We start from the raw sequence: 14,232 nt of genomic DNA, 5'->3' as shown, positions 1-14,232 counted from the left end.
CATCCACGCGTCGATCTGGGCGCATCGCTCGGTCATGCCGGCGCGCCTTCCATGAGAGACCCCGCCATGACGAGGTCGAGCACGGTGTTCTCGTCGAGTTCGCCGGCCGGGGCCTCCCGGACCACCCGGCCCTCCCGCATCACCAGCACCCGGTCGGCCAGGCCGAGCACCTCGGGCACCTCGCTGGAGACCAGCAGCACCCCGACGCCCCGCGCGGCGAGTTCCCGGATGACCTGGTACAGCTCGGCCCGGGCACCGACGTCGACGCCCCGGGTCGGCTCGTCGAGCAGCAGCAGCCGGGTGTCCCCGAGCAGCCACCGGCCGACCACCACCTTCTGCTGGTTGCCGCCGGAGAGGGTGCGCACCGGCCGGCGTACGTCCCGGGGGCGCAGCTCCAGCGAGGCGGCGATCCGGTCCGCCGCGACCCGTTCCCGCCCGGCGTCGGTGAACCCGAGGCGGGCGTAGCGGCCGAAGGTGGCCAGGGTGACGTTGCGGTAGATCGGCTCGCCGAGCAGCAGCGCCTGGCTCTTGCGCTCCTCCGGGGCCATCCCCATGCCGGCCCGCACCGCCGCCCCGACGCTGCCCGGGCGCAGCATCCGGTCGCCCATCCGGACCGTGCCGCCGCTCGCCCGCCGGGCGCCGTAGATCGTCTCCAGCAGCTCGGAGCGGCCGGAGCCGACCAGGCCGGCGATGCCGACGATCTCACCGGCCCGCACGGTCAGCGAGACGTCGGCGAACTCGCCGGTCCGGGTCAACCCGTCGACCCGCAGCAGTTCCGCGCCGGCGGTCTCGTCGGCCGGGCGCTCCGGGAAGACGTACTCGATGGTCCGGCCGGTCATCCGGGCGACCAGGTCGCGGGTCGGGGTCTCCCGGGCCGGCAGGTTCGCCGCGGTGGTCCGGCCGTCCTTGAGTACGGTGACCCGGTCGCCGATCTCGCGGATCTCCTCCATCCGGTGCGAGATGTAGATGACCGCGATGCCCTGCGCGGTGAGCTCCCGGATGATCCGGAACAGGTTGCCCACCTCGTCGTGGGCGAGCACCGCGCTCGGCTCGTCCATGATGATCAGTCGGGCCTCGTGCGAGAGGGCGCGGGCCATGCTGACGATCTGCTTGCCGGCGGCGGGCAGGTGGCGGACCAGCCGGCCGGGCGGGATCTCCGGGTGGCCGAGCCGGGCCAGGATTTGCCGGGTACGCCGGGCCATGTGGCCGCGGCGGACGAATCCGAGCCGACGCGGCTCGTGACCGAGGAAGGCGTTCTCCGCCACCGACAGGTCCTCGACCAGGTCGAGCTCCTGGTAGATGGTGGCGATCCCGGCCCGCATCGCGGCCTGCGGGTTGGCGAAGGCCGCCGGTTCGCCACGCCACTCGACGTCCCCGGAGTCCGGCCGGTGCACCCCGGAGAGCACCTTGATCAGGGTGGACTTGCCGGCCCCGTTCTGCCCGAGCAGGCAGTGCACCTCGCCGGCCCGCACCTCGAGCTGCACGCCGTCCAGCGCCCGTACGCCGGGGAAGGTCTTGACCACGTCGGTGAGGCGCAGGACCACCTCGCCCGCGACGGTGTCGGCCGGGGCCTCCACCAGTGGTGCCTTCGTCACGTCGGCCTCCTCGCTGCGGTCGGTCGGTCCCGGGACGGCGCGCTCCCCCTGGCCGGTGTCACCGGCCCCGCGCCGTCCCGGGCCGGTCGGTCCCCCGTGGTCCGTGGGTGTCCCCGGGGCGGTCGGGCCGCCGACCGGGTCCGGGGCCGTCATGACGCCTCCCCGAAGGCCAGGTCGCTGGCGAGCACCGCGGCACCGGCGACACCGGCCCGTGGGCCCAGCTCGGAGAGGACGACCGGCAGGTTGCCGGTGGCCAGCGGCAGCGAGCGGCGGTAGACCACGCTGCGGATCTCGGCGAGCAGGATGTGACCGAGCTGGGCGAGCCCACCGCCGATGACGATCATCGACGGGTTGGTGAAGCTGACCAGCCCGGCCAGCACGCTGCCGACCCGCCGGCCGCCGTCGCGGATGAGCTGGATGCAGGTGACGTCCCCCTCGGCCGCCCCCTGCGCCACGTCCAGCGCGGTCACCGCACCCCGGGCGGCCAGCCGGTCGGCGAGCGCCGGGGAGACCCCGGCGCGGGCCGCCGCGATGGCCTCCCGGGCCAGCGCGGCGCCGCTGAACACCGCCTCCAGGCAGCCGAGGTTCCCGCAGGAGCACATCGGGCCGTTCGGGTCGACCTGGATGTGGCCGATGTCGCCGGCGCACCCGTCGGTGCCCCGGTAGACCTCCCCGTTGAGGTAGATGCCGCAGCCGATGCCGGTGCCGATCTTGATGAAGAGGAAGTCGTCCACCGAGTGGGCGACGCCACCGTGCCGCTCGCCGATCGCCATGATGTTCACGTCGTTGTCGACCACGGCCGGGCAGCCGTGCTCGCGGGTGAGCAGCTCACGGACCGGGAACCGGTCCCAGCCCGGCATGATCGGCGGCGAGACCGGCACACCGTCGCGGAAGCTCACCGGGCCGGGCACGCCGATGCCGATCGCGTCGAGCCGCTCGTACGCCCCGTCCACCTTGGCCTTGTGCAGCAGCTCGTTGACCCGTTGCAGGGTCACCTTCGGGCCGGAGCGGATGTCGGCCGGCTCGGTGTAGGCGGTCACCGGTTCCAGCCGGCCGTTCACCACCTCGACGTCGATCGAGCTGGCGCCCAGGTCGACCGCGGCGAAGCGCAGGTGGGGACTGAGTTCGACCAGGGTGGAGCGTCGGCCACCGCGGGACGCGGCCAGCCCCGCCTCGGCGACGTAGCCGAGGGCGACCAGGCGGTCCAGCTCGGCGAGGAGGCGGGGGCGGGGCATCTGCAACCGGTCGCCGAGCTCCGCCCGGGACACCGCCCCCTCGTCGCGGAGCGTTCGGAGCAGCCGTACGTGCAGGGGGTCAACCGTCCGCACCGGGACTCACCTCCGCATCGGAGTCGTTCACACCGACGCAACGGCGATGTGTCGTGTCCGACACAGTAGGAGCCTTCGGGGCGACGTGTCCATAGCTTCGGCACATCCAGTCCAAACTTTTGTCCATCTGAGCAAAAGCACGTGTTGGATCTTGGAAACTCCTCGGCTGAGCGCTGCCGCAGCGCGCGCCGCCGCCCCCGTCGCTCGACTGCGGCGGAGGCGGCGGGGCGGGCCGGGCGGCCCGGGCGGTCAGCGGCGGGTGGCGGCGTTGCGCTTCTTCTTCAGCTTCCGGTCATCGCGCAGCTCGACGTACGGCTCCTCGTCGGCCGGGTGCCCGGCCGCGATGGCGCGGCTGCGCTCCAGCTCGGCGTCGAACTCCGCGCCGAGCAGGATGGCGATGTTGCTCAGCCAGAGCCAGACCAGGAAGACGATCACACCGGCGAGCGCGCCGTAGGTCTTGTTGTACGAGGCGAAGTTGCCGACGTAGAGGGCGAACAGGCCCGAGATGACCAGCCAGATCACCACGGCCAGGATCCCGCCGGGGCTGATCCACCGGAAGCCGCCGTGCCGGGCGTTCGGCGAGGCCCAGTAGAGGATCGCGAACATCAGGCTGACCAGCACCAGCAGCACCGGCCACTTGGCGATGTTCCACACCGTGACGGCCGTCGAGCCCAGCCCGATGGCGTTGCCCGCCTGCTCGGCGAGCCCACCGGTGAAGACCACGATCACCGCGCTGACCAGCAGCATCACGCCGATGACCGCGGTCACGCCGAGCCGGATCGGCAGGGTCTTCCAGATCGGCCGTCCCTCCGGCACGTCGTAGATGCTGTTCGAGGCGCGCATGAAGGCGGCCACGTAGCCCGAGGCGGACCAGAACGCGGCCAGCAGACCGATGACCGCCGCGAGGCTGGCCAACCCGCCGGACGCGCCGGCCTGGTCGATGGCGCTCTCGATGATCTTCTGGATGCTCTCCTCCGGAACCGCCTGGTCCACGGTGTCCTTGACCCCCTGGGTGGCCCGGTCCCCGAGCAGGCCGAGCACGGAGACCAGCACCAGCATGCCCGGGAAGATCGACAGCACACCGTAGTAGGTGAGCGCAGCCGCCCAGTCGGTCAGGCTGTCGTCCTGGAACTCCCGGACCGTGCGCTTGAGCGTCGCCACCCAACCGGTGGCCGGTAGCTCGGTGGGGCTGTCCGGCCCCTCGTCCGGCCCGACCGGCCCGGTGCGGTCGCGCTCGTTGCGAGCGGAAGACTCGTCGGCGGCCATCGCCCCTCCCTCGTCGTCTGTGTCGTCCCCACGACATGCCCCGACGGGAAGGGCGCTTAACCACCTACTTGTAGAGCAACCTCCCCATCCGCCGGGAGGCCAGCGCCAGCATCCCGGCGGTCAGCGCCACCAGGTAGGCCACGTCGAGCAGCCACGACCAGCCGGACGCCGCCACCGAGATCCCCCGGATCAGGTGCACCGACCGGTAGAGCGGGGTCAGCTCGACCACCCACCGCAGCACGGCCGGGTACGCCTCGGCCGGGACGAAGGTGCCGGAGAAGAGGAAGAGGGTGAACTGGGCCGACCCCATCAGGTCGAAATCCTGCCAGCTGCGCATGAGCGTGGAGACCGTCATGCCGAGCGCGCCGAAGGCGAAGCCGACCAGCACCGCGGCCGGGAACGCGACGACGGCCCGCGCGGCGGTGGTCAGGTCCATCACCACCATGATCATCAGGAACGCGGCCGAGTAGAGGCTGCCCCGGATCATCGCCCAGCCCAGCTCGCCGAGGGCGATCTCGAACGGCTGCACCGGAGTCGCGATGACCCCGTCGTACAGCTTCATGTACTTCATCTTGCCGAAGAAGTTGAAGGTGGTCTCGGAGAGCGCCCCGCTCATCGCCGAGGAGGCCAGCATGGCCGGCGCCACGAACGCCGCGTACGACACCACCTGCCCGCCGGGCAGGGTGAGGTCGCCGACCAGCGCGCCCACCCCGACACCGATCGAGAAGAGGTAGAGCACCGGCTCCAGGAAGCCGGAGAGCAGCACCAGCCAGTACGCGCTCTTCAGCGCGGCGAGGTTTCGCTCGGCCACCGAGGCGGAGCGGCGCACCCCCGCGGAGCCGACCAGCCGGGGCAGGACGAGACCGACCACGACATCCCTCCCCTAGACGACGAGCGAACGATGGAACACCCGCCGGGCCAGCAGCCAGCCGACGGCGGCCCAGGCGGCGAGGTAGACCAGGTGACCGGTGACCGACCACTGCGGCGCGACGCCCAGCGCGGCGGCCCGGCAGAGGTCCACGGCGTGCCAGAGCGGGGTGACGTAGGCCAGCTGGCGCAGGCCGCCCGGCAGCGATTCCACCGGGAAGAACACCCCGGCGAAGAGCGTCATCGGGATGATCGCGAAGCGGAACAGCAGGGCCAGGTAGCTGTCGCTCGGCACGGCGGCACTGAACGCGAAGGTCGGCGCGGCGATCGCCAGGCCGAGCAGCACGCTGACCGGCAGGACGGTCACCGCCCAGGGTGACCGGAGCGCCCCGAACAGGGCCGTCACCAGCAGGAACGCCGCCGTGCTGGTGAGCACCCGGAACAGCACGAAGGCGAGGTGGCCGGCGAGGATGTCGCCGATCCGCAGCGGCGCCGCCACCTGGGCGTGGTAGGTCCGGATCCACTTGAAGTTGCTGTGCACCGGCCAGGTCGACTCGGCGACCGCGACCTGGAGTGCGGTCGAGGCGATCAGGCCGGGCACCAGCCAGTCCAGATAGGGCACGCCACCGACGCCCCGGTCCACGTACGCCCCGACGCCGACCCCGAAGCCGACCACGGTGAGCACCGGCAGCAGGAAGGACGAGAAGACGCCCGCGCGCCAGGTGCGCCGGTAGCCGACCAGGTAGTGCGCCAGCACCGCCACCGCCGGGATCCGCGGCGCCACCGGCCCGGCCCGCTCCGCCACGCTCACCGCGACCACCCCCGCTCTCCGCCCACCCCGGCCTTCCTACCCCTCGGGTACGACAGGCCGCCGGCCACCCTACGGCGGGCACCCGGCAACCGTCGTGCCGGTTTTCCCCGGCGGGCCGCGTCCGGTGCCGGAACGGCCGCTCCCTCGGACCCCCGGTTCAGCCGACGAGTGGGCCCGTCGGGGCCTGGCTCGCCGACCATCGCCAACGACCGTCCGTCCGGCCTGCCCCGGGGCGGCGACGGACACCACCTCGGACGGCCGACATCGGTCGGTCACAGTCCGTCACGTGGACGCCGGCGAACGACAGGTGGTGTGGCTCCCTTTGCTCTGCAGCCACGGACGCAACATGCCACTCTGCATGCCTGGTGCGTCCGTGGCTGCAGAGCAAAGTGGGTGTGGGGGTTGTGCCGACCGGCGGCGGCCGGCCGGAAACTCGGCAGCTCAGCGGCGATCTCGGACAGAGCGGCCGGACGGTGGCCGGTTCCTTGGCGGGCCGTCCGATCACGCTGCGTGCAAGTCGGCACCGACCACTGCTATGTCACTCTGCGTCAACGGACGGGCATCGGTCTGGCGCCTGGGAGGGGCAACAGGACCCGATCGCCGTTACGGCCGCTCGGCGACCCGCCCGACACGGCCCGCCCCGCTCCCCCGGGGTACGCCCCACGAGCGCCGACGTGGGCGACCGCCCCGACGGAGGCCTTCCCGGTCGACGGCCCGGGACGTCCGGGACGGCTGACCCGCGCGCAGGAATGGCGGGCAATCGGCGGTCGCTGGGTGCCTTCGCCGCGTCGCGGCGAGGAGGGCATGCGCTGATGCCCCGCTACCGCCCGTGCCCGCGGGCTGGCCGATCGCTTCGTCACCCGGGCACCGGCGGCCTGTCGCAGCGCCTCCAAGCCGCGCTCGTACTTCCGCGTGACGCCGCCGCACCGGAGCGGCCGCGGCGCCTTGCGACTAGTCGACCAGCGTGCGGCCGGTGAGGTGCAGGAAGACGTCCTCCAGGCTGCTGCGGCGGACCAGCACGCTGGCCGGCACGAGCCCCCGGGCGGCCACCTCGGCCACCGCCGCGTCGCCGTCGGCCACATAGAGCAGGATCCGGTCGGGCAGCACCTCGACCCGCTCCCCCAGCCCGCCGAGCTTGCCGGCGAACGCCTCCTGCGACTCGGCGGCGAAGCGCAGCTCCACCACCTCCCGAGTGGAATGCTGCTCGATGAGGGCGCGCGGCGACCCCTCGGCCACGATCCGGCCGCCGTCCATCACCACCAGCCGGTCGCAGAGCTGCTCCGCCTCGTCCATGTAGTGCGTGGTGAGGACCAGCGTGACGCCCTGCTGCTTGAGCCGGAACAGCCGCTCCCAGACCAGGTGCCGAGCCTGCGGGTCGAGCCCGGTGGTGGGCTCGTCGAGCAGCACGATCTCCGGATTGTTGACCAGCGCCCGGGCGATGGTCAGCCGGCGCTTCATGCCGCCCGAGAGGGGGTCCACCTTGCTCTCGGCCCGCTCGGTGAGCTGGACGAAGTCGAGCAGCTCGGCGGCGCGCTCCCGGGCCACCCGGCGCGGAATGCCGAAGTAGCGGGCATAGGTGGTGAGGTTCTCCCGGACGGTGAGCTCCGGGTCGAGGCTGTCGAGCTGCGGGCAGACGCCGAGCCGGGCCCGGATCGCCGGCCCGTCGCGGACCGGGTCCATGCCGAGGATGCGCAAGCTGCCGCCGGAGGGTGGGGAGATGCAGCCGATCATCCGCATGGTGGACGACTTGCCCGCGCCGTTCGGACCGAGGAAGCCGAACGCCTCGCCCGGGCGCACCTCGACGTCGATGCCGTCGACGGCGGTGAAGTCGCCGAACCGCTTCACCAGCCCGCGCGCCTCGATGAGTGGTTGAGCAGTGGTCACCGGCCGACCCTAGCCGCCCGGTCCGACAGCCTCGACCGGTTAACCCGCACGACGAGTGGCACCGGGGAAACACAGACGGTAATGCCGGTTACGCCGCGTGACCACGTCGGAGGCGACACTCACCCGGCCGACAACCGGGACCAATACCGTCATAGTGAACAGATCGCTTTCGGGCACCACTCAATTCCCGAACTCGGCTACTCCTTTTCGACGACATTGGTGAGAGTCGTTCTGAAATATGAGCGCGCTGAGTAATTGGGAAGCCCCTTCGGTCACCCAGCGCAATCATGATCAGCAATGTTCCCAAGATGTACGCGATTCGCGTATCGTGCCCCCTCGTGTCGTCCGTTCGTTCCTCCGACGAAACCCCTCCGACGCCACGGCGTAACGAGGCGCCGGCATCCCCGTCCGACGTGGACGTCGCCCCGGTGCCGCTCCCGCCCGACCAGGGGACGGCCGGCGATCCGGTCTGGGCCGACGACGGCCCGGTCGCCGGGCACCACGACACCCGGGAACTCGCCGCCCGGTTCGAGGACGAAAAACCGGGCCGCGTCCTGTCCGGACCGGTCGGCCTGTTGTTCACCGGCGTCACCGTCGCCATCGCCCTGCTCACCCTCTGGCAGGTCTTCTTCCCGCTTCCCCAGGGCAGTAAGTACTACCTGATCATTTTTCTGGCCGGCGTACTGCCGATGGTCTTTCTGGCGTACCCCTCGGGGATGCGGCTGCCCCGGCGGGCGGCAACAGCATCGGCGGGGAACGAGCCGCCGGACCCCGCCCCAGCGGCCGACGGGCCAGCGGAGCGGGGCGGGCCCACCCCGGTCGACTGGATGCTGGCCGTCGCCGCCCTGCTGAGCTGCCTCTACCCGGTACTGCCGGTGACCCTGGGCGCGGGCGGCGGCGGCTACGATGCCTTCCTCGACCGGCAGGGCCTGCTGGTGCCGCTGGACGTGCTGATGGGCACCGTGCTGCTGCTCCTGCTGCTGGAGGCGTGCCGGCGGACCACCGGCTGGATCCTGCCGGCGGTGTGCCTGCTCTTCCTCGGCTACGGCTACTACGGCGGGCTGCTGCCGCAATCCTGGCCGGTGGCGCACGCCGGGCTCGACTTCGGCCAGCTCGTCGACGCCTTCTACAACTCCGACAGCGGCTTCTTCGGCACCCCGCTGGACGTGGCCGCCTCGTACATCGTGCTGTTCACCATCTACGGAGCGGTGCTCGACCTCTCCGGCGCCGGCCGGTTCTTCGTGGAGCTGTCCGCCGCCGCCTTCCGCCGCTCCCGCACCGCCCCCGGGCGGACCGCGGTCGCCTCCGGCTTCCTGCTCGGCACCGTCTCCGGCTCCGGCGCGGCCACCACGGTCAGCATCGGCGCGGTCACCTGGCCGATCCTGCGCCGGGCCGGATACCCGCCCGAACGGGCCGGCGGCATGCTGGCCGCCGCGGGCGTCGGGGCGATCCTCTCGCCGCCGACGCTGGGCGCCGCGGCCTTCATCATCGCCGAGTACCTGGGGGTGTCCTACCTCCAGGTGCTCGGCTGGGCCACCGTGCCGACGATCCTCTACTACCTGGGCATCCTGCTCTCCGTCGAGATCGACGCCCGGCGCTCCGGCGTACGCCCGGTGGTGATCGAGACCGGTTCGGCCTGGCGGCTGCTGGCCCGGTTCGGCTACCACTTCCTCTCGCTCATCGTGATCATCGTGGTGCTCTCCACCGGCGCCTCGGCGACCCGGGCCGTGGTGATCGCCACCGTGCTGGCCGCCGCGCTGTCCTTCCTGGACCGGCGGCACCGGCTCACCCCGACCCGCCTGGTCGAGGCGCTCAGCGGCGGCGTACGCGGGGTGCTCGCGGTGAGCGCGGTCTGCGCCGCGGCCGGCATCATCACCGCCACCACCACCAAGACCGGGCTCGGCCCGCAGGCCGCCGCGCTGCTGGTCAGCGGGGCGCAGGCGGTCAGCTCCGAGCCCGCCGTGGTGCTGGTGCTCACCGCGCTGCTCGCCGCGGTCGCGCTCAGCCTGCTCGGCCTGGCCGTGCCGGTCACCGCCTCCTTCGTGATCGGCTGGGTGATCATCGGCCCGGCCCTGCTCCACCTCGGTGTCGCCGCGCCCGCCGCGGCGATGTTCGTCTTCTACTTCGCGGTGCTGTCCGAGGTCTCCCCGCCGACCGCGCTCGCCGCCGTGGCCGCCGCCGCGGTGACCGGCGGCCGGCTGGTGCCGACCATGTGGCAGACCCTGCGGTACGCGCTGCCCGCGTACCTGATCCCGATCGCCTTCGTGATCACGCCGACCGGCCTCGGGCTGCTCGGCATCGGCGGGGTGGCACGGATCGCGGTCGCCGGCCTGGTCTCCGCGCTCGGCGTCACCGTGCTCGCGGTGGCGGCGGGCGGCTGGCTGCCCGGCGTCGGCGCGGCCGGCGTGCCGGAGCGGATCCTCGGCGCGGTCGCCGGGCTGGTGCTGCTCTGGCTCGAACCCGTGCCCGTCGCCATCGGGGCGGCCCTGGCCGCGCTGGCCGTGGCGGGTGTGTTCGTCCGACGTGGAGCCGCCGGCCGGGCCGGCGTCCCCGCGCCGGTCCGACAAGTTGACCATCGGGAGGAGACAGAGTGAGACGGATCGACGTGCGGATCGCCGCGGGTATCGGGGCGCTGGCCCTGGTCGCGGCCGGCGCCGCCGGATGCGGGGGCCGTCAGGACGGGGCGGCGACGGACGATGCCGCCAGCGAGATCACCTGCAAGGTCACCAAGGACACCCGGGTCGGCATCGCCACCGGCAACGCCACCGGGGTCTACTACGTCGTCGGCAACGCCCTGGCCGGCCAGCTCTCCGCGGCCACCGGCGGCAAGCTCACCGGGACCGCCGCGGAGACCGGTGCCTCGGTGCAGAACATCGAGCAGCTCGTCGCCGGCCAGTACGACGTCGCCTTCTCGCTCTTCGACACCGCGGTCAACGCGGTGCAGGGCAAGGAGAGCTTCAGCTCCCCGCAGCCGGTGCAGGCGCTCGCCCGGATCTACGACAACTACACCCAGGTGGTGGTCCGGGCCGACGCCGGGATCACCTCGGTCGCCGACATGAAGGGCAAGAAGATCTCCACCGGCTCGCCCAAGTCCGGCACCGAGGTCATCGCCAACCGGCTGCTCACCGCCGCCGGCCTCGACCCGGCCAAGGACATCCAGGCGCAGCGACTCGACCTGACCAAGACCGTCGACGGCATGAAGGACGGCAGCATCGACGGCTTCTTCTGGTCCGGCGGGGTGCCCACCGGCGGCGTCACCGACCTCTTCACCACGGCCGGCGACAAGGTGAAGTTCATCGACATCAGCCCGCTGCTGCCGAAGCTGACCGAGCTGAACCCGGCGTACCAGGCCGGCACCATCGGGAAGGACGTCTACCGGACGGCGGCGGACACCCCGACCATCGTGGTGCCGAACGTGCTGCTGGTCCGGGAGAACCTCGACGCCAACGTGGCCTGTGCGATCACCAGGACGGTCTTCGAGAAGAAGGACGTCCTCGGCCAGGCCAACCCGGCCGCCAAGGGCATCACCCTGGAGAACTCCCGCAAGACCGACCCGGTGAAGCTGCACCGCGGCGCGGACCAGGCGCTCAAGGACCTGGGCGCGAGCTGAGCCGACGACGCCGGGCCCGGACAACCGGTCCGGGCCCGGCACACCGACCCGATCCGGGAGACCCCCGTGCCGCTCCCCAACCCCGCCCGCGTACGCCGGCACCACCGCTCCACCGACCGCACCGAACACCTCTGGTCGGTCCGTACCCAGCTGCTCGCGCCGATCCTGGTGGCGACGGTCGGCCTGGTGGTACTCGGCGCCGCCCAGACCGACGCCGCGCTGGCCGCGTCCGCCGACGCCGACCGGGCCCGCGTGCTCGCCGGCACCGCCACCGCCACCGTGCGGCTGGTGCACGAGCTGGAGCGGGAACTCGGCGAGACGGCGGCCCTGCGCCAGCGCGGCGGCACGTCCGGCCGGCCGCTGGTGGACGCCCAGCGGCGACGGGTGGACGCCGCCGTCGAGCGGTACCGGGCGGCCAGCGCCGCGGCCCGGCACACCGCGCCGGACCTGAGACCGGTGCTGAACGACGCGGACGGCCGACTCGACCAGCTCGACCCGACCCGCGGGCTCGCGCTGGGCGGGGAGCGCGCCGACCCGGCGTACGTGACGATGGTCGAGTCGCTGCTCGCCGTCGCCGACGCCCTCCCGGCCCAGCTACGCGACCGCGACCTGGCCAGCGGGGCCCAGCAGGTGGCGGCCGTGGCCGCCCAGGAACACCTGGCGGCCCTGGAACGCGACCTGCTGCGCGGGGTCTTCGTCCGCGGCACGCTCGCCGCGGGCGAGGTGGCCGGGCTCGGCCGGCTGCGCGGCGCCCGGGAGCAGCGCCAGGCCGAGTTCCTCCGGATCGCCACCGGCCCGGCGAACACCGCCTGGTACCGACTGGTGTCGGGCGGCGACGTGGAGACCGCCCGCCGGATGCGCGACGCGGTACTGGACACCGACGGTGGGGCGGAGTCGTTGAAGACCGACGGCGACGCCTGGTACGTGGCGCAGAGCGGGACGATCCGCCGCTACAACCTGCTCGGCCGGGAACTCTCCGAGGAGCTCGACCACGAGGCCGTTGCGCTGGCCCGCACCGCCCGGCAGCGGGCCCTGGTCACCGCCGGGGCGACCAGCACGGTGGCGCTCGGCTCGCTGATCACCGCCGTGCTGCTCGCGGTGCGGACCAGCCGGCGGCTGCGCCGGCTGCGCGTCGCCGCGCTCACCATGGCGAACCGGGAGCTGCCGGAGCGGATCAACGCGATCGCCGCCGGCGAGGGCTCCCCGGGGGGCGGCACGGCGACCCGGCTGACCGCCGGCATCCGGCGGGGCCGGGACGAGGTGGCCCAGGTGGCCGAGGCGTTCGACACGGTGAACAAGGCCGCGCTGCGGCTCGCCGGCGAGCAGGCCGAGCTGCGGCTCGACGTGACCCGGATGGCGGAGGCGCTGGCCCGACGGATCCGGACGCTGATCACCCGTCAGCTGCGCCTGCTGGACGAGTTCGAACGCGAGGAGACCGACCCGGACGCTTTGGAGCGCTTCTTCGCGCTGGACCATCTCGCCGCCCGCCTGCGCCGCAACGGCGAGAACCTGCTGGTCCTCGCCGGTGGCGAGCCGGGCCGCGGGTACGAGGGCGCCCAACTGCTGGACGACGTGGTCCGGGCGGCGGCCTCGGAGATCGAGGACTATCCCCGGGTGGAGGTGGCCGTGCCGACCGCGGCGGTGCACGGCGCGGCGGTCGGCAACCTGGTGCACCTGTTGGCCGAGCTGTTGGAGAACGCCACCGTCTACTCGCCGCCGGACGCGCCGGTGCTGGTGGACGGCCGGCGCACCGTCGACGGCCTCACCCTGCGCGTGCACGACCAGGGCATCGGCATCAGCGACACCCGGCTGAGCACCATCAACGAGCGGCTCGCCTCGCCGGCCACGCTCTCCAGCGCCGCGGCCGGCAGCATGGGCCTGCACGTGGTGGCGCACCTGGCCGCCCGGCACGGCATCCGGGTGCAACTGCACCACACCGGCAGCGGCACGGTAGCCCAGGTCGAGGTGCCGGAGACGGCGCTGACCCGGGTCGAGTCGGTCACCCGGCGGCCGGCTGGCGAACGGCGTACGCCGGCCGGCCGGGGTGCGCCCTGGTTCCGGCCCGGCCCCGATGGACCGGGGGCGGTCCGGGCGGCCGCCGCCGGGACGCGCGAACTGGTGACCACCGCGCCCGGCCCGGCCGCCCTGCACCACAGCCCGACCGTCGCCGTGCCGGTGCTCGGGGCGGGCCCGGCGCCCGCCGCCGGCCCGGTCCGGGGCGTCGCCAGCGTGCGATCGCCCAGCACCGCCCGGGCACGGCCACCCGACGCCCCCGCCCTCACCCCGGCCGGGCTGCCCCGCCGGACCCGGGGCGGCCAGCTCCCCGCATCCGTGCCCACCACCGGGACGCCACCCCGCCCCGAGGCGGACCTGCTCGACCCCGAGGTGGTACGCGCCCGCCTGTCCGCCCTCGCCGAGGGCGTGGCCAGCGCGATGCGTCGTGCCCCGCACCCCACACCCGACGGGAGAACCGAATGACCTCATCCGTGACCGCCGGACTCGACTGGCTGCTGGCCAACTTCGCCGAGCAGGTGCCGGACGTGTCGCACGCCCTCGCGGTGTCCGAGGACGGGCTGCGACTGGCCGCCTCGCCGGACCTCTCCTCCGACCAGGTGGATCAGCTCGCCGCGGTGATCAGCGGTCTGGCGAGCCTGACGGTGGGCGCCGCCCGGCTGATGTCCGCCGGCCGGGTACGCCAGCAGATCGTCGACATGGACGGCGGCGTCATGCTGGTGATGGCCGTCGGCGAGCGGGCGCTGCTCGGGGTGCTCGCCGCGCCCGGGTGCGACCTGGGCCAGATCGGCTACGAGACGGCGACGCTGGTCCAGCGGGTGGCGGAGGCGCTGGAACCGGCGGTCCGCCCGTGATCGG

Annotated in this window: 10 protein-coding genes; 4 read left to right on the top strand and 6 right to left on the bottom strand. The window is 73.2% G+C overall.

Features of this window, described 5'->3' with window-relative positions; genetic code table 11:
* Positions 1 to 32 precede the first annotated feature (32 nt).
* The 6 genes from Q2K19_RS18410 to Q2K19_RS18385 all read right to left on the bottom strand — a co-directional run bounded on the left by Q2K19_RS18410 (position 33) and on the right by Q2K19_RS18385 (position 7,751).
* Positions 33 to 1,595 carry a sugar ABC transporter ATP-binding protein gene (locus tag Q2K19_RS18410; RefSeq protein ID WP_302762527.1) on the bottom strand — a complete coding sequence of 521 codons (1,563 nt, stop codon included), beginning with the start codon at positions 1,593 to 1,595 and terminating at the stop codon, positions 33 to 35.
* A 149-nt stretch (positions 1,596 to 1,744) separates the two neighbouring features.
* Positions 1,745 to 2,923 (bottom strand): ROK family transcriptional regulator, encoded by a 1,179-nt coding sequence (locus Q2K19_RS18405; RefSeq protein ID WP_302762526.1) that lies wholly within the window; start codon positions 2,921 to 2,923, stop codon positions 1,745 to 1,747.
* Positions 2,924 to 3,172: 249 nt separating this feature from the next.
* Positions 3,173 to 4,189 carry a YihY/virulence factor BrkB family protein gene (locus Q2K19_RS18400; protein ID WP_302762525.1) on the bottom strand — a complete coding sequence of 339 codons (1,017 nt, stop codon included), beginning with the start codon at positions 4,187 to 4,189 and terminating at the stop codon, positions 3,173 to 3,175.
* Positions 4,190 to 4,253: 64 nt separating this feature from the next.
* Positions 4,254 to 5,060 carry an ABC transporter permease gene (locus tag Q2K19_RS18395; protein WP_302762524.1) on the bottom strand — a complete coding sequence of 269 codons (807 nt, stop codon included), beginning with the start codon at positions 5,058 to 5,060 and terminating at the stop codon, positions 4,254 to 4,256.
* A 12-nt stretch (positions 5,061 to 5,072) separates the two neighbouring features.
* Positions 5,073 to 5,867, bottom strand: coding sequence for an ABC transporter permease (locus Q2K19_RS18390; RefSeq protein WP_302762523.1), 795 nt, complete (start codon positions 5,865 to 5,867; stop codon positions 5,073 to 5,075).
* Between the two features lie 951 nt (positions 5,868 to 6,818).
* Complete coding sequence (locus Q2K19_RS18385) at positions 6,819 to 7,751, bottom strand: ABC transporter ATP-binding protein (protein WP_302762522.1); 933 nt, start codon at positions 7,749 to 7,751, stop codon at positions 6,819 to 6,821.
* A 413-nt stretch (positions 7,752 to 8,164) separates the two neighbouring features.
* Here Q2K19_RS18385 and Q2K19_RS18380 point away from each other — a divergent pair, with 413 nt between their 5' ends.
* From Q2K19_RS18380 to Q2K19_RS18365, 4 genes are all read left to right on the top strand, one after another.
* Complete coding sequence (locus tag Q2K19_RS18380) at positions 8,165 to 10,345, top strand: TRAP transporter permease (RefSeq protein ID WP_302762521.1); 2,181 nt, start codon at positions 8,165 to 8,167, stop codon at positions 10,343 to 10,345.
* On the top strand, positions 10,342 to 11,361 hold the full coding sequence (locus Q2K19_RS18375; RefSeq protein WP_302762520.1) for a TAXI family TRAP transporter solute-binding subunit: 1,020 nt from the start codon (positions 10,342 to 10,344) through the stop codon (positions 11,359 to 11,361). The genes Q2K19_RS18380 and Q2K19_RS18375 overlap by 4 nt, the downstream gene beginning before the upstream one ends.
* Positions 11,362 to 11,427: 66 nt before the next feature.
* Complete coding sequence (locus Q2K19_RS18370) at positions 11,428 to 13,839, top strand: sensor histidine kinase (protein ID WP_302762519.1); 2,412 nt, start codon at positions 11,428 to 11,430, stop codon at positions 13,837 to 13,839.
* Positions 13,836 to 14,228: a roadblock/LC7 domain-containing protein gene (locus Q2K19_RS18365; protein ID WP_302762518.1), complete on the top strand. Its 393-nt coding sequence runs from the start codon at positions 13,836 to 13,838 to the stop codon at positions 14,226 to 14,228. The genes Q2K19_RS18370 and Q2K19_RS18365 overlap by 4 nt, the downstream gene beginning before the upstream one ends.
* Positions 14,229 to 14,232 lie beyond the last annotated feature (4 nt).

This window comes from Micromonospora sp. NBRC 110009 (assembly GCF_030518795.1).
Classification (GTDB): Bacteria; Actinomycetota; Actinomycetes; order Mycobacteriales; family Micromonosporaceae; genus Micromonospora.
The sequence above is the reverse complement of the archived record's forward strand: the minus strand, read 5'-3'. Positions and strand labels throughout refer to the sequence as shown.